This window comes from Marinomonas sp. A3A (assembly GCF_018336955.1).
GTDB lineage: Bacteria > Pseudomonadota > Gammaproteobacteria > Pseudomonadales > Marinomonadaceae > Marinomonas > Marinomonas lutimaris.
The window spans coordinates 457,698-476,828 of record NZ_CP025532.1 but is presented as its reverse complement, the minus strand read 5'-3'; the positions used below and the strand labels follow the sequence as shown (position 1 = coordinate 476,828).

Sequence of the window (19,131 nt, the reverse complement as noted above, 5' to 3'; positions counted from 1 at the left end):
AGCAGGGCCGCATTATGATGACATTAGATCGACATCACTTATCCATCTCTCCTTTGGTTTGGCTGTTAGCTTTTGTCGCTTTAATTTCTTCTATCATCGGAGCCGTTATCTTAACCGCTGCCTTGCAGGAACTAACACAACAAAGGCAAGACCTAAGAGCACAGCAAACAAAACTATTAAACGCATCCGCAGAGCTAAGAGAAATTGTCCCTGCGTTCCGTAGTCAGCTTCGTCAAGCCTTGTTTGAAGGTACTAATTCGGCCGTTGATAACGCACAGCAAATGGCTCTTTATCATCAATCTATCGCTACGCTCCGTTCTGAGTCTATCAACACAAAAACCGCTGCTATAAGCGCACAATTAGAAGAGCGCGAACAAAGCATGTTAGACATAACCAATAAAATTAACGACTGGCACACCCGAAGAACCCAACATGTTTTAGACGAAATACAACTCGACTTTCCAGCCAAAGCCATTGCTCATCTTAGCAATTTAAAGCGTTCTATCTATTCCATGACAGGAGATAACCGCCTACGAGAAAATGCGTTAATCTACCAGTACAATACATCCTCAATCGACGACAGAGATGAACTTGCCAAAGAGTATTTAAAGCTTCGTCTTTCACGACTAGAGTCTGCATTAAACACCGCAATGGAAGACGTAAACACACTTGAAGTCGCTTTAAATGTCATACTGGTTTCTAACTCGCTAAGCACCATTACCGATTTAAAAGATAACCAAATCAAATCCTCCCTCGACCGCTTAGATTATGTCATTGCAGAGTCTGCCAAAACACATCCAGACGCAGCGGAATACCTACAAATAGAAAGAAATGCGTTGGGTAATATTCTATTTGGCGAGCAATATTATTTTGATAATACAAATCAAGTTATCGTACTCGGAAACAATGGCCTTTTTCATATGCGCCTCGAGCATATATTGCTAGAAGAAGAAAAAATCGAGCTTAATAATTTATTAGAAAATATCTTTTTGCCCTTACCACGTTTAATGGATCAAATCGGTGAGTATGTTCAGGTCAATTCAAAGAACTTAGAGCAACAAATTGAAGATAGGTTAAAAGATGTTAAATCACGCATTATCTTGATCAGCATTATTACGATTGCCATATTACTTATATTAGCGTGGGCTATTTCACGCAGAGTGACGCGCCAATTATCTAGTTTTATCAAAAGCGAAGAGCGCTTTCGCTCTATGTTTGAAGTATCGCCAGACCCAACTTGGATACTCATTGATTTAAAAATGGTGGAGTGCAACGATGCCGCGATTCAGACACTTCAATTTCCCAGCAAAGAAAAAATACTGGATACCGAGCTAACCAACCTTTCTCCAACTGAACAAGCTGATGGTCGACTCTCTTCAGTACATTTTGAAAGCCTTTCTGAGAAGGTCGCGCAGCATGGCCACACGAGAACAGAATGGGTCTTCCAACGCTATGATGGCGAATTGATCTATGCGGACATGACCATTCTATCGATTTCTTTTAATAATAAACCAGCCACTATCATATCTTGGCGAGACGTGACGGAAAGAGTCATGTCACAGCAATCTCTAGCGCAATATAAAGTAAAGCTGGAAAATGACATCGCCTTACAAACAGGCGAGCTACAAACGGCAAAAGAAGCGGCAGAAAATGCCAATCAAGCAAAAAGTGAATTTCTTGCCAACATGAGCCATGAAATTCGTACACCAATGAACTCTATCATCGGTATGTCCTCGTTAGCACTTCGAACCGACTTAACAGACAAACAACGCAGTTATATTCAAAAAGTCAGTCACTCAGCCGAGTCTCTTCTCAACATTATTAACGATATCTTAGACTTTTCAAAAATCGAAGCACGAAAAATGGACATTGAAAAAGTCCCTTTTAAGTTACATAGCCTTATCCATAATGTGACCCATGTACTTGAGCTGAAAATTGAAGAAAAGGGGTTAGAGCTCATCATAGATATTGACCAAGAGATACCAGAAAGCGTGGTAGGAGATCCCACCAAACTGCGCCAAATTCTACTGAACCTGAGCAACAACGCGGTTAAGTTTACAGAAGCGGGGGAAATTATCATTAAAGCCACTTCTTTTAAGCAAAATCAGCAAGAACATATCATCCACTTCTGCGTGCAAGATACCGGAATTGGCATCAATCAAGATACACAGGACAAGCTGTTTAAATCCTTCTCTCAAGCTGATGCATCGACAACGAGAAAATTCGGAGGCACCGGGCTTGGACTTGCCATATCAAAACGGCTTATTCAGCTTATGGGCGGAGACATTTGGGTAGAAAGTGAAGAAGGCAAAGGTAGCACCTTTAATTTTACCTTACCTTTCCAGCATTGTGACAAACACCCTGCTCAGTTCACTCTTAGCCCTCAGGTTAGCTTAAGCCAAGTCGTCATTGTGGATGATAACGACACAGCAAGAGATGTTCTAAAAGCGAACGTGGAAGCTCTCGGCCTTATTTGTCACTCTTGCAAGAGTGGGTATGAAGCTATTGAGTATATCCATTCACTAAAAGGGTGTTCGCATCCTTATCCACTGATGCTGATCGATTGGAAAATGCCGGGGCTTGATGGCATAGAGACCTGCAAAGCTATCTTTGAACACACAGACAAGCAATCTCCGCTTACCATCATTATGGTCACGGCCTACAAACTAGATGAAGTACAACAAGCTGGTAATGGTCTTCCTATCGCAGGCTATTTGACTAAGCCCGTCACGGCCTCTAGCTTATTTGATCAAATTATCAATGTCTGTGGCTCTGAAAGTGGACCACTAAATGATAAAGCACTCTACCAGACAAGCCTTGACTGCTCTTATGAATTTTCAGGGATAAAAATATTATTAGTTGAAGACAACGAAATAAACCGCGAATTAGCGGAAGACATACTCACACAACAAGGCATCGACGTAACCACCGCCAATAACGGCCAAGAAGCGATTGATAAGCTAGAAAAAGAGCAATTCGATTGTATCTTGATGGATTGCCAAATGCCCATCATGGATGGCTACATGGCCACCCAAAAAATTCGCTCTATGGTGCAATATAAAGACTTACCTATTATTGCGATGACTGCCAACGTCATGCAAGAAGATATCAAGCGCGCCAAAGAATCTGGTATGAACGACCATATTGCCAAACCTATTAACATAGACACCATGTTTGCCACATTACAAACGTGGATAAACATGAGCAATCGGGGTTCTTTAGAGACATCAAGGTCATCGGTTAATGAGAATCTTAATACCGATATTCTGCCTAACAGCCCGTATATTGATGTCGAAGCAGGCTTGGCAAGAACCCTTACTAGCTCGCTTTATACTCGCTTATTAAAACGATTTTTAGTGACCCAAGTCTATTTCATCGAAGAATACGAAGCTTGTTTGGCAGCGAATGACAAAGAAACAGCCAATCGACACGCCCACACACTGAAAGGCATCGCTGCTACATTAGGAATGACTCAACTGAGCGTATCTTCTGAACGACTAGAAAATGCGATCGAAGAAGACAAAACAGATCTCTCATCTATACTAAAAGCAGTAGAGAATGACCTAAACACGGTTCTTAATGAACTAAAAATTTGGGATAAAATGTGCTCTACGGATTTGGCACAAACGCCTCAACCACCTTTAGTTATGACACAAGAAGAAATTCAAAAAAACATTGAAAAATTAAACGCTTATATTGAAAGCAATACGGTTCAAGCCTTGCCATTAACACAAGCAATACTCCCAAATATTACCGACAGACGTCTTTATGACAGCATGCTTAAAATCGTTGCAGCCTTAAACCTTTACGATTTTGAACAAGCAATGAAACATTTAACTATACTCAAAGAATATTTAGAGGACTCTGAGCAGTAAACATCATGATAAAAGCGACGTTTGAGCAATCTAATACCAAACAACCACTAGAAAAACCGACCGTTCTAATCGTTGACGATACGCCAGAAAACATTGACGTTTTAGTCGCCTCCTTAGCAGATGAGTATACGGTAAAAGTTGCACTAAACGGTATGCGAGCATTAACTATTGCCGCAACGATACCACGCCCAGACATCATTCTTTTGGATGTAATGATGCCGAATATGGATGGTTATGAGGTCTGTTATCAGCTCAAAAGAAACCCATCAACCGCAAACATACCCGTCATTTTTGTGACCGCAAAACACGATATCAGAGATGAAGAACGAGGCTTTGCAATGGGAGCGATTGATTACATCGTCAAGCCAATTAGTCCGCCAATCGTTCGCGCTAGAGTTCGCACCCATATTGCTTTGTATGATCAAAACCGCCAACTACTGAAAAAGGTAGCTGAACGCACTCAGGAACTACAAGCAAGCCAACTTCGTATCATCCATCATTTAGGCCGTGCCGTTGAATACAAAGACAACGAAACTGGCGCTCACGTTATTCGTATGAGCCACTATGCTCGACTGATTGCTGAAGCCTATGGCGGAAACGAAGAGTGGATCAATAACCTTTTTCAGGCTGCGCCTATGCATGATGTCGGAAAAATTGGCATCTCAGATACCATTCTTTTAAAACCAGGAAAATTAACAGCTGAAGAATGGGAAATCATGAAACTTCATACTATTTTTGGCGGTGAAATCTTCTCTGAAGACGATGACCAGATGTTACAAATGGCTCGCACCATCGCACTCACCCATCATGAAAAATGGGACGGCAGTGGCTATCCAAAAGGCTTGAAAGGCGAAGATATTCCTTTGGAAGGCCGTATTGTCGCTATTGCCGATGTGCTTGATGCACTAATGTCCAAACGCCCTTACAAAGAAGCTTGGCCGCTTGATAAAGCTCTATCATATATAGAAGAGCACTCTGGCTCACACTTTGATCCAGCACTTACGCCTTTTGTAAAATTAATGGAGCAACAAATCATTGCCATTCGTCAGGAGTATCCGGATGAATCAAGTTAGCTTCCCGCTATAACCAATCATTATTTTCAGTACAGCTTATCTCTCATTAAAATAGTTTTTTACAATTACAACTTTAGTTATTAACAATTTTACCTATCGAACCGTTTTCCCTAATATGAGTCCTGTTGGTAACGCACTCAAACACACATTAGGAGAAACAAAATGATCAACACGCAAATCAAACCATTCAATGCAACGGCTTTCAAAAACGGCGAATTCGTAGAAATTTCTGAAAAAGACGTACTAGGTAAATGGGCTGTATTCTTCTTCTACCCAGCTGACTTCACTTTTGTTTGCCCAACTGAACTTGGCGACGTTGCAGACAACTACGCTGAACTTCAATCTCGCGGCGTTGAAGTATTCTCTGTCTCTACAGACACTCACTTCACTCACAAAGCATGGCACGCAAGCTCTGAAACAATCGGCAAAATCCAATACTTCATGGTTGGCGACCAAACTGGCAACATCACTAACAACTTCGGTGTAATGCGTGAAGGCCAAGGTCTTGCAGACCGTGCAACTTTCTTGATCGACCCACAAGGCACAATCCAAGCAATGGAAATCACTGCTGAAGGTATTGGCCGTGACGCACAAGACCTACTTCGCAAAGTAAAAGCTGCACAATACGTAGCCGCTCACCCAGGTGAAGTTTGCCCTGCGAAATGGAAAGAAGGTGAAGCAACATTGACTCCTTCTCTAGACCTAGTTGGCAAAATCTAAGCTGACTGAATAAAGAACCCAAAAGGGGTCATACCAGACCCCTTTTTCTCTCAGCACAGTAAATCACTCAATCAAACACAGGTTTCATCATCATGTTAGAAGCAAACTTAAAACAGCAGTTGGGCACATACCTGCAAAATATCGTTAATCCGATTGAAATTACTGTGTCCACAAACGGTTCCGCAAAATCAGACGAATTACTTGAATTGGCTCGCGAAATCACTGAGCTAAAAAACGACAAAATCACCTTAACGGTTGACGAAAACGCATCAGGTCGTGCACCGCAAATGGCTATCGCGCCAAAAGGCGAAGCAGCACGTGTGCGTTTCGCAGGCATTCCAATGGGCCACGAGTTTACCTCTCTCGTATTGGCACTATTACAAGCGGGCGGCCACCCATCAAAAGCCGCACAAGAAACTCTAGTGCAAATTAAGTCTCTGGACGCTGAATTGAATTTTGAGGTGTACATTTCCCTCTCTTGCCACAACTGTCCAGACGTTGTGCAAGCCGTTAACTTAATGGCGGTATTAAACCCTAAAATTACAGCAACCATGATCGATGGCTCTTTGTTCCAAGACGAAGTGAACGAACGCAACATCATGGCCGTGCCATCTGTGTACCTAAATGGCGAACTCTTTGGCCAAGGTCGCATGACATTGGCAGAAATCGTCAACAAAGTAGACACTGGCGCTGCTGACAAACAAGCTGCTGAATTGGCAGAAAAAGCACCTTACGACATGCTCGTTGTTGGCGGTGGTCCAGCTGGCGCAGCCGCAGCTATTTACGCAGCTCGTAAAGGCATCCGCACAGGCGTTGTAGCAGAACGTTTTGGTGGTCAAGTCAGTGACACCATGGCGATTGAAAACTTCATCTCTGTCAAAGCAACTGACGGCCCGAAATTGGTCGCCGGCCTTGAGCAACACGTATTAGATTACGATGTTGACCTAATGAAGCTGCAAAAAGCCGTTCGCCTAGAGAAGAAAGAATTCATCGAAGTGGAATTAGAAAATGGCGCGATACTAAAAAGTAAATCCGTTGTGCTAGCCACTGGCGCTCGCTGGAGAGAAATGAACGTCCCGGGTGAACAAGAATACCGCAACAAAGGCGTAGCTTATTGCCCACATTGTGACGGCCCCTTGTTCAAAGGCAAAAGAACCGCCGTTATCGGTGGGGGTAACTCAGGTATCGAAGCCGCGATTGATTTGGCTGGCATCACTGAACACGTAACGGTTTTTGAATTTGCCGACACCTTGCGTGCCGACGATGTATTGGTGAAAAAAGCCAACTCTTTACCAAACGTCACCATCATCAAAAACGCCATGACAACGGAAGTCATCGGTGATGGACAACGTGTTATTGGCCTAAAATACACAGACCGATTAACCGACGAGTCTCATCTTGTCGATGTCGCTGGGATCTTCGTACAAATCGGCTTAGTGCCAAACAGCGAGTTCTTAAAAGACACGTTGGAGCTAACGAACAGAGGCGAAATCGTCATCAACGCTCATGGTGAGACGTCTATTCCAGGTGTCTTCGCAGCGGGTGACGTGACGACAGCGCCATACAAACAGATCATCATCTCCATGGGATCTGGCGCAACCGCTGCATTAGGTGCCTTTGATTACTTGATTCGTAACTAAACACCCGCTTTCAGCAACGCCCGAACCGACCAACGCCCCTTGCTCCACGCGCAAGCGCGAAAAGTCGCTTCAGGGCGTTGGTTGGTTCGTCACTAAGCAAACAACGAAAATCCTATAAACCGCCCTCTGGCTTAGCGAGATGGCGGTTTTTTTGTGCTCCTGCAATTAGGTTAGAAACAAACTTCCCGCCTCACTCCACGCGCAAGCGCGTAAAACCGCTCGGAATGAGTTTTTAGTACCGTGCTTAAATTTTAAACAAAGTATTGCGTACAAAAACAAGTACAAGTACAATTTTAGGTACTTACTTGAAGGAGTATATTATGGATACGTTAAGTTACTCAGCATTTAGAACTAATCTTGCCAGCACTCTTGATAAAGTGAATGACGATCACAAGCCCGTTCTCATTACTCGTCAGGGAGGCAAGCCTGCCGTACTTATTAGTTTAGAAGATTTCCAGGCCTATGAAGAAACGGCCTATTTGATGGCAAGTCCAAAAAATGCTTTTCGTTTAAACGAAGCCATTGCCGAAGTGGAAGCAGGCAAAACACAGATAAGGGAACTGATTGAGGAATGATTTTATCTTGGGCTGAAAATGCATGGGAAGATTATCTCTACTGGCAACAGAAAGATAAGAAGACGTTAAAACGCATAAATACATTAATCAAAGACGTCACTCGACAACCTTTTGAAGGACTTGGTGACCCAGAACCACTAAAACATAACTGGTCTGGCTATTGGTCACGCCGTATAGATCGAGAACACAGACTTGTCTATAAAGTCGATGATAACCAATTGTTTATCGTTCAGTGTCGTTATCACTACTAGCAGCTCCCTTTTAACCGTTGCCGCAAGGACGCCTTACAATGCAAAAAAACATCTCTTTAGATTGGTCGAAAAAACTGGAGTTTGACGGCGAGTCTTTTCCGAAAGACACATTGAATCGTGCAAAATACGCCGAGTTTTTAACCCAGTTTCTCGTGGGACAAGGTTACGATACGACAAGAGAGTCTGGCGATGAAAAGCGTAATTATGTGCTCAACCTCAACTCCGAATGGGGTTCAGGTAAAACCTACTTTCTAAAGCGCTGGTCTAACGACTTAAAAGCGCATTTCCCTGTTGTCTATATCGATGCATGGCAGCAAGACTATTCTGACGATCCGTTAATGACTGTAATTTCTTCTGTCATTAAGCAGCTAAGAGATCAGGCCGGAATGTCTGAGAGCAACCCAAAGTTTCAGCTTCCCAAAAAAGCACTAGGCCTATTAAAAGCTGCAGCACCTGGTTTTGCTAGAAGTGTGGCAAAGCGCTATTTAGATATTGATCTTGCTGCACTCATGCAAGGAGAAGAGCCAGATATACAAGACGAAAATGGTCTACCCATAGATATGGGTGAACTTGCTTCGACAATGGTAAAACAGCTTATTGACGAGCACGATGGTAAAAAGAAAGCCATTGATGATTTAAAAGCTCATGTGAAAAAGTGGGTTGAGACCGTTACTGCAAAACAAAAGCTCAACTATCCTGCCTTTATTTTTATTGATGAATTAGACCGCTGCCGTCCTAGCTATGCGGTAGAAATGCTCGAAACCATCAAGCACATCTTTGATATCCAAGGCATTGTCTTTGTAGTCGCCACAGACACCGAGCAACTGCAACATGCGGTCAAAGCAATCTATGGCGAAGGCTTCGATGCTCGTCTATACCTTGGCCGATTCTTTAATAGTCGCTTTAGCCTCAAAGCGCCAGACCTGAAAAGTTTTTTAGAAGTGCATACCGATATTAGCAAATTATCTGGCGAATACCTGAAAAAAGCGGGGATTCAAATCCTGCCGCCAAATGACGATGCGAGCATTACCCTGAGCAATATTTCAGTAATTTTAGATGCCTTTAAAATGCCTCCCAGAACTGCTATTCAAATTGCAGATCGCGTTGTGGCGACCATATCCAATATGCCCAAAGGGGCTAAAATTGATATTTTAATGCTGACGACTTTGCTTTGTTTCTATGAAGAAGATAATGAGTTATTTCGGAAAGTGGTTTCAGGTAAATTAGAGTACAAAGACAATAAAGATAAAGACCTTGGGCTTAATGGCTATATAGAAAACCGATTTGAAAATTGTGAGTCTGTTATTGAAATGAGAATAAATCCCAAAGAACATATACCTGTACTCTCACCATCTAAATACAGACCTAGAGAAAATAAATTTGGGAAAGACACCTACAAGTTTTTGTTCAAAGAATACCTAAAATATTGTTTCTTGGAGCTTTTTAGCAAAAACAGTATAGGCATCTACCTTCTATTGAGAGACTCAGGTCAAGCAAAAGAGAATCCTATAACAAATCTATTCGACCAGCTAACCAGTAAAAATCATACGTCTTTAGAAATAGGTTTACTCTGGTTTAAAATATTACGCTGTCATTATGGTGTTGACTCTATCTCTTCAGGACAATACCAAGACTATGTCGAACTGGCTTCTGCGTTAGACCTAATAGAAGAGGAGCCCAAAAATGGCTAATAAACATATCGGCTCTTCCTTTGATGATTTCCTAGAAGAGGAAGGCACACTGGCTGAAACCAATGCCATCGCTATAAAGCGAGTGGTGGCTTGGCAGATTCAACAGAAGAATGTTACTTACTCTCCACAGCCAGTAAGACAGGCTAAAGTCTTTGCGTACGGAAAAATTTTAAACACTTACTTGCAGGAGTAAAATATGGATACTCTAAGTTACTCAGCTTTTAAAGCCAATCTTGCTAGCACGTTTGATAAAGTGAATGACGATCATAAGCCTGTTCTCATTACTCGTCAGGGCGGCAAACCAGCCGCATTGAGTAAAAGACTTTCAAGCGTATGAGGAAACGCCCTGTCGATCAAACAGGGCGTTTTTTGTTTCATCTTCACGCAACATGGTGGCTAAAGCGTTTAGGCCGTAGGTACGGTACCGCCATCCACAATGTATTCCGTGCCTGTGATAGACGACGCTCTCGCTGACACTAGAAAAGTGATTAAGTCAGCTACTTCCGAGGGCTGGGCTGGACGCCCTAAAGGAATGCCGCCAAGCGAATCCATAATCATTTTCTTGCCTCCCTCATAATCGGTGCCAGCATGGTCAGCAAGCCGCTCAGCGAGTCGGACCGATGCTTCCGTTTCTATCCAACCGGGTGATACACGCACAACGCGTATGCCTTTTGGCGCTACTTCTTTCGATAAGCTTTTACTGTAAGTGGATAACGCCGCTTTCGCTGCGGCATAGGCTGTGGTCGACTCTGGCAAAGGAAGTTTGTTCTGTATCGATGTAACATGGACAATAACACCTGAACCTTTAGTTATTATTGATGGCAATAACCCCCTATCAATGCGTACCGCAGACAGTAAATTTTGACTCAATGCATTTTCCCACTCTTGCTCATCAAGCGCCGCAAAACCGCCACTAGGAGCACTTGAACCGCCCAGCACATTGACAATAATATCAACACTGCCAAACTGCTCTAACACAGTATTTACAAAGGCAGTACAACCAGCTGCGCTTAACAAATCACCCTCGATGTATGAAATACCTTGTGTCACCTCTTTAGGTACAGACCGTGCAACTGCAATAACACTGGCTCCAGCTTCATGTAATGACTTAACGACTGCACCTCCCAATCCCTTAGTTCCGCCAGTAACCAAAGCTATACGCCCATTTAACTCAAGATCAAAACTCATAAAGTGATCTCCAACGCGGTGATTTTGTCGCCATCGAGTTTGAAGACATATTGAAGATTTACAGGACTCCCAGGAAAGTTACCTGCGACCAAACCAGTGACAATCATTTGCTCCTCGCTTTCGCGTAAGGACATCGGTTCAACCGTATAGGTATATTTCGTCGATGCATTCGCTTTCCACTGTTTAATTGCGTCCAGCCCCGTATGAGTCTGCCCTTCATCTTTTACCACTGCCTCATCGGAAAAACAGGCAACAATAGCCTCACCATTTTTCTTATCTGCTTTAAAATAATTTGCGATTGGTTTTGGAAGATCAATAGTCATAATACAACTCCTTCACTTAAATTAGTGGCTCAATACAAGCCAAATTGCTGTCTGAAAAGAATGGCGTTAAGCTATCTGGAAAACAAGAACCGACAAAAAAGTAGGGTACTTACTCTGAAGTAAGTTTTTGATCTCATAAGGGCTGAGGCCATAAAAAAAATGACAAAAAAATGGACGCCAGCCTCTGCAGCCGATGGCGTAGAGCAAGTACTAAAGATTCTAGAAGGAAAATGGAAGTTGGTAATCCTCTTCCATCTCTTTGGCGGACAAGTAAAACGCTTCTCTGAATTAGAGAAAGCCATTCCAGCAATCACACAAAAAATGCTAATCCAACAGCTTCGTCAGATGGAAGTAGACGGGGTAATAAAGCGTACTATCTATCATCAAGTACCGCCCAAAGTAGAATACAGTTTAACGGATTGGGGACAGGAGCTTTGCCCTGCTTTAGACGCCTTACTTAAATGGGCTGAAAATAAAAAATGACCGTTTTGAATCAATAATGGAGTATTTAAAAGTTTGCACTGCTAACCTACCTTTTGCTTTTTCAACTTGCATAACCAAGAAATAACACTCGATTTAAGACGAACTGCAAAAATAAATGTCGACATCGAAAAGCCAATACAAACCTTAATTCGTATTGGCTGTTTATGTTTTATTCAGCGTTATTTTGCGGCTTTTTCATTCCACGTTTTTAGCTCAGACTTCGACCAAGATCCGTATGAGGCATTAGGCATAACAATCCAGTCATTACCAAAATGGGCTGCTTCTTTCGCCACGAGTCCACGCTGATACTCAGTTAATTTTTTGTTTTTAAATTCTGCAGCAAAATCATGCAGGCTATCGCCAATCAACATAAGAATATCGTGCTCTTTGCGAACGATATCACGACGAGCTTCTTTCGACTCGGTATACAACAACACATTATCACTGCTTACTTGAGCAACATTCAGCTTTTTCAGTGTCTTAAGCGTGTCTGCTTTGTTCTCCTGAAAACGATCTGAGATATAGTAAATTTTCACACCTTGCTGGGTAACAAAGTCGATGAAATCTTTAGCCCCTGGGATCAAGGTCGGTTCGCCTTTTTGCTCCCAATCACTCCAAGTATCCCAAGAAGTGTAATCGTGGCAGTTATTTACATCACGAACTAATAATGGCGTGTTGTCTATCACTGTTTCATCAAGGTCCAATACCACCGCAGGCTTTTTATCTGAATGATGATTCGCTAAGAGCTGGATAAAACGCTGTGTTGCAAACTGATAGGCCTGTAGCTGAAGCGCCATAACCTCGGCTGATTGTTGCTGATAACGCAGCGCCATATTGTATTCTTTTGGTGTACAACTAGTATCTTCAGCAGCAAACGTAACACTGCTCAACAGTGGTAAGGCAACTAGAATAGATGCGGTAATTTTTCCCATAAAATAGCTCTCCATGTGCGTATAACGAATTAAAGTGACATTTTTATTAAACACGCATTTAATTATAACTCAAAACTATTTTTCTCTTTTTCCTTATTTCAGCACTATAAAAAAAACGCTTATACCCAGTAAAAAATAGCAAAGTGCGCGGAAAAACGGTTAGATTAGATTGATGTACGAAGCTAGTGGAAATAGAAATGGAGAAGCAAATTAATAACCGCATGAAGGTCTCTTTCCTCGCTGACGAGAAGCACTTTATTCCGACAATTGCTCAGTGGTATTTCGAGGAATGGGCACATTGAACGCAGGGAATATCACAAGAAGACATTGAGATAAAAGTCGCAAAGGTGGCGGAAAGTAGAGCCGCGCCCCCCATCTCTTTTGTCTTGCATGACCATGACGAGCTACTTGCTGTGGCGGAACTGAAGTTCCATGAACATCCTAAATTTCCCGATTACAAGCATTGGCTTGGAGGCGTTTTTGTGCCAGCCGATAAACGCGGCAGAGGCTACGCCACAACAGTGTTACAACAGGCTTTGAAGCACGCTAAAACTCAACAGATCACTTCTTTGTATTTGCAGTGCGAACAGCACAATATTCGCCTGTATTTGAAATACGGCTTCGAGGTGATACATAGTTTGAACGATAAGGGTGTTGATAAAGCAGTTATGGTCAAAGCGCTTTACACTGTTTCAAACTACCTGCTCTGGTAACCCCAAGGTACATTCCACAAACGCACTGATTGCGCTTGAAGGGTTGTCTTTGCGGGAAACCAAGTAAGTTGGCGCATGGGCTATATCCTGATCAACCGTTCGGAAAGCCAGCCCTTCGGTTTTATGTAATGACAAGAGTGAGCGCGGCACCATGCCGATGCCCATTCCGGCGATGACGCAGCTGATCATGGTGTAATAACTAGGAATTTCGATAATGCGCTCGCAAGTGTGTTCTTGCCTTTTGAGCCATTTTTCTAGTCGACCTCGATAGGAGCACCCTTTGTTGTAACCCACCATGGTGAGCGAATCCGGTAACTCGGCTTGGTCGCCCCATGCCGCTGGCATGATAAGTACCAACTCTTCGTCATAGCAGTGCACACAAGATAGCCTTGGATCATCTGGTGGATCAGCTGACATCACTAGATCCAACTCCCCTTCCAATACTCGCTCGATTAGCGGCATGGAAGCAGAGGTCATCAGTTCAATCTGGACTGCAGGATAAGTATCGTGATAACGGGAAAGTACATTGGGCAATCGCGAAGCAGCACTGCTTTCCATGGAACCCAATCGTAATAATCCCGAAGGTTCTGCTTGAGTTAGCTCGGCAATGGCACTTTTTTGTAGCTGCAGAATTTTATCGGTGTAATCCAATAATCTCAGTCCCGCCGAGGTGACAGACAGGCGATTATTTTCTCGTAAAAAGAGGTCAACATTGAGTTCACCTTCTAGTTTTTTAAGTCGTGCAGTGACATTCGAGGGCACTCGATGCAAAGCTTCTGCGGCTCGGGTAACGCCTTTGTGTTCTACCACAGCCTTAAAAACAATCAGATCTGAAATATCCATGTCGCCGTCTCTTTCATATTTAATGAAGGCTTTGTTCTTTATTATTCATTATTAATGAAAGAACAATAACCCTATACTGGAAAAAAATCAAAACCGAGAGGATAAAGAAATGAATAGATCAAATGTAGAATCCTCATTACCAATTGCTGGCGTAGCGTACGCGTTAGCAGCTGTTGCTATATGGACAGGTTTTATCTTGGTGTCGAAAGCGGGCGCTTTGGGAGCTTTAGCCTTACCAGACATGATGATGGTGCGCTTTGGCACCGCATTTGTGTTGTTTTTTCCGTTTATTTGGCAACACCGTAAAACCATCTTGCAATGGCGTATGTTTGCGTTAGGCAGTATTGGTGGTTTGGCTTACGCTTTATTTGTATTTAATGGCTTTCAGCATGCGCCAGCAACACACGCAGCTCTTTTATTACCAGGTTTAATGCCGATTATGATCGCAGTGTTAGCTTACTTTTTAGCAAATGAGCGTCACACTAGGGCGTCTTGGATTGGCATTCTAATAAGCAGTTTAGGCATTCTCGCCTTACTAGCTGAAACTATGCTATCAGGCGCATCTTATTGGCTAGGAGATATCAGCTTTGTAATCGCCTGCGTCTTTTGGGGGATTTTCACTGTGCTGTTACGTCGTTGGAAGTTTGCGCCTTGGCAAGCAACATTAGGCATTATTGCTGTCACAACCCTGCTCTTTACCCCTGCGTATATCTTGTTTTTGCCACATCATTTGACAGATGCTTCTTGGGAAATGATTGGTTTACAGGCTTTCTACCAAGGCGTGATGGCAACCACAGTACAAATGGTATTTTACGGACGTGCCGTGCATATTTTAGGTGCTACTAAAATGGGTGGATTGATGGCCTTAGTTCCTGTGTTTGCCAGCGTGTTGGCCGTACCTATTTTTGGCGAACAATGGACGCTAGGATTAACCATTGCCTTAGTACTGATTTTAACTGGTACCATTATTGGTAATATTAGATTCGCCAAATGGCGGTTGCGCGACAAAACCTCCTTGCTAAACAAACCATTTTAAGCAGAAAAGCCGACGCAATATCAATGACGTCGGCTTTCTTTTACATACTAAATGGAAGAACAAGGTTACGCTGTCAGTAGCTGGTCTTCACTTAACAATGTATGCATTTGTGCGGCAATATCTAGGTTCGTATATAAGGTTTTCACCATGCCAACATATTCGTCTGTAAAGGTCTTATGTTGTATCAGTTCACCAAAAACACTTTCCAACTTTAGAAAAGCGAGACTGTCTTGCTCTGTTTTTGAGGCATAGTCATGCAACTCGAGCTTTATGTCATCCATAATGTCTAACGCGACGCCATCTTTGTCAACGCCTTTATCCGAGTAGTAACACCACGCTGCAATAACTAAAGCAGCCAATTTAGTGCTGCCACCCTTTTCGAGATTTTCCATCATGGTTGGAATGATGAATTTCGGCAGTTTCGATGAACTTTCCAGACAAATACGTGCCAAGTTGTCTTTAATATTTGGATTGCCAAAACGCTCAATCAAGGCGCTTTTATATTCGTCTAGATTTATGCCATCAACAGGCGCCAAGATAGGTGTCGCTTCGACATCCATGAATCGACGAACATACGAAGCAAACAAAGGATCGGCAATACAGCCATCAATGGTGGCATGTCCATGAATAGAACCCAACAAGCCCAATACAGAATGTCCCGCGTTTAACAAACGAATTTTCATTAATTCATACGGCGTTACATCTTGAACAAATTGAGCACCAACAGATTCCCATGCTGGTCGGCCATTAGAAAAATGATCTTCAATGATCCATTGCGTGAATGGTTCACAAGTGACTGGCCAAAGGTCTTGAACGCCTTCCTCTTTAAGCAACGCAATATCTTGCAATGTGGTCATCGGCGTAATCCGATCCACCATAGCATTTGGGAAGCGGACTTCTTCTGCAATCCATTGCGCTAGTTCGGGGTCTTGTTTCTCTGCAAAGGCCAGCAACATTTTGCGGGTTATATCGCCATTGTGTTGAATATTGTCACAAGATTGTATGGTGAAAGCAGGCAAACCTTTCGCTCGACGCTTTCTAAGCGCTTCGGCCAAAAAGCCAAAAATCATTTTTGGTGATTGAGGGTTAGCCAAATCATGTTGAACATCTGAATCGTCAAAATCAAAGGCATTGGTCGCAGAATTAAAATGATAACCGCCTTCGGTAATCGTCAATGAAACGATTTTAGTCTGCACATCCGCTAATCGATCTGTCGCGGCTGAGGGGTCATCGCTCGCCAACACAAAGTCAACAAGAGAGCCAATCACGCGGTTTTCTTGGTGACCATCTGGGTGCTTCACGATCAAGGTATAGAGATAATCTTGCTGCTTTAAAATATCGCCAATTTTACGATCGGCTTCACGCAGGCCCATGCCACAGATGCCCCATTCTGTTGACTCAGATAATGCCAAAAAGTCATCGTTGTAGCATGCTTCATGGGATCGATGAAAACCACCGACACCAATGTGAACAATACCCGATTTCAGCTTGCTTCGGTCATACGTCGGGACGACAAAAGAGTCAGGCAAGTTGTGAAGATTTTTTTGATTAAGCTGAATGGTCGTATTCATAAGTGAATCTCGTAAAAAATAAATCATTAAGCTTGAAGCGCTTTTTTACGCTTCAAGGCCCAATAAGCAGTGACAAAATAGATAATGGTGCAGGCAAAACCATAGGTATAGAAAACAGCACGATTATCGAGGTAGGTAGTCATATCTTGGCTTTCGAACATAGTGTTGTATGCCAACACCAATGTGACTAACAAGCTAAGCCATGACAGGATTGTCAGCAATTGAGAAAAGGTAGATCGGTCTTCTACAAAAGGCGCTTGCTCGATGGCTTGCTGTTTATGATACGCACGAACCATATCCGCTTGCTGTTCCATTTCCGCTTGCGCTTCTGGGTATTTCTCAGCGGCTCCGTAGCGTTTAGCAAGCAGGGTATACACACACATAGTGACAAACCATGTTGGCAAGAAAAGATAGTAGAAAGACATCACATCAAGTGTATTTAAACCAAACCCAAACGCCAATCCAATCCCCCAAGACGCCACGGCTGGCGTGCTATGAGTGAGTTTTTTGTAGCTTGCCCAGTAGCGCGTCAAACCAATTTTCGGAAACACAAAGTGTTCGGCAAACACGATAGCGCCGACTGGCACAACCAATAAACCAGCATACGTTAAAAGCGGGAGCATTTTACTAAAGACAAATGGAAAACAAGCAATCAACACTGTTACCAGACCGACGGTAAAGGTAGTTCCTCTACGAGAGTAAGTGGGAAAAATAGCTTGAGCCGCAAGACCGGCACGATACAAGTTTGCATTGGCCGTCGTCCAACCAGCAATAAGCACAATCACAAAACCGGAAAGTCCTAACGCTTGAAAAGCCACATCACCTGGATCTAACTCAATAATAGACTTCTTCACCAAAATGGCCGTACCCGCTCCCATAATGCCCGCAGAAATCCAAGCGATGAAGTGACCAAACAACATACCCGCGCTGGTCGATAATGCATAAATAGGCTTTTTGGCATAACGCAGCAACGCCATATCAATTAGGCCAAAATGCGTGATGGTATTCGCCGCCCACGCAAAACCAATCACCTCAAGCAAGCCTATTCCTGGCTCGCCATGGGCATTCACCCCAGTCCAAATAGATTGATCACCAATCGTAATAAAATCTTTGAAACTGTGGATGACAGTAGAACCCAGCACCGACTCAGATAACGCCGGCAAGATAACCAAGGCGCCCGAGAAAAACATAACAAACAGCCAAGGGCCGCAAATGCCAGAAAACTCAGACACCGCTTTAAAGCCATACATGGCAACAAACACAACGACAGCCCCCACCGCCAGCACCACCAAAACAAACCAAAAGTTGTTGGGATACCAATTCAATTGTGCTGGGATATTAAACAGATAACGCACCGCCGTACTTGAAACAGTAATCATGGCGGCAGAAATAACCGTGAAAATAACGACATTGGCCCAGTTATAGAGCTTGGTCATCGACTGACCCGTGATTTTTTCAAGATAAGTATAAAGACTTAAGCGTGTTTGTGTCGCAATGGGCGCAGTGATCAAGGTCCAGCTCAGAATGGCAAGAATATTACCAATCAAGAGACCCAGTAAAATATCCATGGTTTTGGCGCCGAGAGCAACGAACGTTGCGCCAATGACGAACTCAGTTGCCGCCACGTGTTCGCCTGCGTACAAGCCTAAAAAGTGCTTCCATCCATGCTGCTTATGCTTAGCAATAGGCAATTGCTCTTCATTCACCGTGTCTAACTTTTCAAAATTCATTGTCGGTCTCTTTATTCTTCTAATAGGAATTTTATGAAAGGCCAACAAAGACCCCTCTGAGCGTTATTTCTATCAATCAGCGTGAAAAATCAGCTTAAAAAGAAACGCAGTATTCGAGCAGCGTTATCCAAAAAACCAAGATGCTGAAAAAGGCATTGCTCTTGTTATCATCGAAAATATGGGACAAGGAGTTTAAGAACTTGGAAAGGAGTAAACAAATACAATAGGGCCAAATTTTCGATACTATTTTGACAACGAAACTTTAATTAATAGAAAACAGGTACTTTTTTGACAACGAAACTTTAATTAATAGAAAACAGGTACTTTTTTGAGTGTTTTTATATAAATAGACTTATATAAATACTTTTTTGATCAGTTTTAAAAAAAAGAGTGATGATGATCAATTTGTGGGTGACAACTCCCTCTATCGAAAAACCAGTTACTCAATATTAAAATCAAAAAAACCGCCTCCTGACTGAGCCAGAAG

18 protein-coding genes are annotated in these 19,131 nt (G+C 42.9%); 12 read left to right on the top strand and 6 right to left on the bottom strand.

Translation table 11 applies throughout. The annotated features are described in order from the left end of the window. The first annotated feature begins 14 nt into the window (after window positions 1-14). The 9 genes from CYL31_RS02105 to CYL31_RS20675 all read left to right on the top strand — a co-directional run bounded on the left by CYL31_RS02105 (window position 15) and on the right by CYL31_RS20675 (window position 10,162). Complete coding sequence (locus CYL31_RS02105) at window positions 15-3,875, top strand: hybrid sensor histidine kinase/response regulator (protein WP_212917348.1); 3,861 nt, start codon at window positions 15-17, stop codon at window positions 3,873-3,875. Window positions 3,876-3,880: 5 nt separating this feature from the next. Beyond that, window positions 3,881-4,948 (top strand): response regulator, encoded by a 1,068-nt coding sequence (locus CYL31_RS02100; RefSeq protein ID WP_212917347.1) that lies wholly within the window; start codon window positions 3,881-3,883, stop codon window positions 4,946-4,948. A gap of 162 nt (window positions 4,949-5,110) precedes the next feature. Continuing rightward, complete coding sequence (gene ahpC / locus CYL31_RS02095; protein ID WP_212917346.1) at window positions 5,111-5,668, top strand: alkyl hydroperoxide reductase subunit C; 558 nt, start codon at window positions 5,111-5,113, stop codon at window positions 5,666-5,668. Between the two features lie 92 nt (window positions 5,669-5,760). Beyond that, a complete protein-coding gene (gene ahpF / locus CYL31_RS02090) occupies window positions 5,761-7,308 on the top strand; it encodes an alkyl hydroperoxide reductase subunit F (RefSeq protein WP_212917345.1) in 1,548 nt (515 codons plus the stop codon). Window positions 7,309-7,628: 320 nt separating this feature from the next. Beyond that, window positions 7,629-7,883, top strand: coding sequence for a type II toxin-antitoxin system Phd/YefM family antitoxin (locus tag CYL31_RS02085; protein ID WP_100636859.1), 255 nt, complete (start codon window positions 7,629-7,631; stop codon window positions 7,881-7,883). Beyond that, entirely contained in the window at window positions 7,880-8,134 is a 255-nt protein-coding gene (locus CYL31_RS02080; protein WP_100636858.1) for a Txe/YoeB family addiction module toxin, read from the top strand. Before CYL31_RS02085 ends, CYL31_RS02080 begins: the two co-directional genes overlap by 4 nt. 38 nt (window positions 8,135-8,172) lie before the next feature. Then, complete coding sequence (locus CYL31_RS02075; RefSeq protein WP_212917344.1) at window positions 8,173-9,825, top strand: KAP family P-loop NTPase fold protein; 1,653 nt, start codon at window positions 8,173-8,175, stop codon at window positions 9,823-9,825. Continuing rightward, on the top strand, window positions 9,818-10,018 hold the full coding sequence (locus CYL31_RS02070) for a hypothetical protein (RefSeq protein ID WP_212917343.1): 201 nt from the start codon (window positions 9,818-9,820) through the stop codon (window positions 10,016-10,018). The genes CYL31_RS02075 and CYL31_RS02070 overlap by 8 nt, the downstream gene beginning before the upstream one ends. 3 nt (window positions 10,019-10,021) lie before the next feature. After that, window positions 10,022-10,162: a type II toxin-antitoxin system Phd/YefM family antitoxin gene (locus CYL31_RS20675; RefSeq protein WP_249411667.1), complete on the top strand. Its 141-nt coding sequence runs from the start codon at window positions 10,022-10,024 to the stop codon at window positions 10,160-10,162. Window positions 10,163-10,230: 68 nt separating this feature from the next. Here the strand turns inward: CYL31_RS20675 and CYL31_RS02060 are convergent, their stop codons facing one another. Both CYL31_RS02060 and CYL31_RS02055 read right to left on the bottom strand, forming a co-directional pair. Further along, window positions 10,231-11,013 carry an SDR family oxidoreductase gene (locus CYL31_RS02060; RefSeq protein WP_212917342.1) on the bottom strand — a complete coding sequence of 261 codons (783 nt, stop codon included), beginning with the start codon at window positions 11,011-11,013 and terminating at the stop codon, window positions 10,231-10,233. Next, window positions 11,010-11,336, bottom strand: coding sequence for a nuclear transport factor 2 family protein (locus CYL31_RS02055; protein ID WP_249411666.1), 327 nt, complete (start codon window positions 11,334-11,336; stop codon window positions 11,010-11,012). The genes CYL31_RS02060 and CYL31_RS02055 overlap by 4 nt, the downstream gene beginning before the upstream one ends. Before the next feature lie 159 nt (window positions 11,337-11,495). Between CYL31_RS02055 and CYL31_RS02050 the strand changes: the two genes are divergently transcribed. Beyond that, window positions 11,496-11,819, top strand: a complete 324-nt coding sequence (locus tag CYL31_RS02050) for a winged helix-turn-helix transcriptional regulator (protein WP_100186176.1) — start codon at window positions 11,496-11,498, stop codon at window positions 11,817-11,819. A gap of 179 nt (window positions 11,820-11,998) precedes the next feature. Here the strand turns inward: CYL31_RS02050 and CYL31_RS02045 are convergent, their stop codons facing one another. Continuing rightward, window positions 11,999-12,751 carry a 5'-nucleotidase, lipoprotein e(P4) family gene (locus tag CYL31_RS02045; protein WP_249411665.1) on the bottom strand — a complete coding sequence of 251 codons (753 nt, stop codon included), beginning with the start codon at window positions 12,749-12,751 and terminating at the stop codon, window positions 11,999-12,001. Window positions 12,752-13,098: 347 nt separating this feature from the next. Between CYL31_RS02045 and CYL31_RS02040 the strand changes: the two genes are divergently transcribed. Further along, window positions 13,099-13,464, top strand: coding sequence for a GNAT family N-acetyltransferase (locus CYL31_RS02040; RefSeq protein WP_212917341.1), 366 nt, complete (start codon window positions 13,099-13,101; stop codon window positions 13,462-13,464). On the opposite strand, the gene CYL31_RS02035 is transcribed toward CYL31_RS02040, so the two are convergent. Beyond that, on the bottom strand, window positions 13,444-14,307 hold the full coding sequence (locus CYL31_RS02035; protein WP_212917340.1) for a LysR substrate-binding domain-containing protein: 864 nt from the start codon (window positions 14,305-14,307) through the stop codon (window positions 13,444-13,446). The genes CYL31_RS02040 and CYL31_RS02035 overlap by 21 nt on opposite strands. 109 nt (window positions 14,308-14,416) lie before the next feature. On the opposite strand from CYL31_RS02035, the gene CYL31_RS02030 reads away from it, so the two are divergent. Next, complete coding sequence (locus CYL31_RS02030) at window positions 14,417-15,343, top strand: DMT family transporter (RefSeq protein ID WP_212917339.1); 927 nt, start codon at window positions 14,417-14,419, stop codon at window positions 15,341-15,343. 65 nt (window positions 15,344-15,408) lie between these two features. On the opposite strand, the gene CYL31_RS02025 is transcribed toward CYL31_RS02030, so the two are convergent. Both CYL31_RS02025 and CYL31_RS02020 read right to left on the bottom strand, forming a co-directional pair. After that, window positions 15,409-16,914, bottom strand: a complete 1,506-nt coding sequence (locus CYL31_RS02025) for a mannitol dehydrogenase family protein (protein ID WP_212917338.1) — start codon at window positions 16,912-16,914, stop codon at window positions 15,409-15,411. A gap of 26 nt (window positions 16,915-16,940) precedes the next feature. Further along, entirely contained in the window at window positions 16,941-18,644 is a 1,704-nt protein-coding gene (locus tag CYL31_RS02020) for a purine-cytosine permease family protein (protein WP_212917337.1), read from the bottom strand. Window positions 18,645-19,131: the final 487 nt, after the last annotated feature.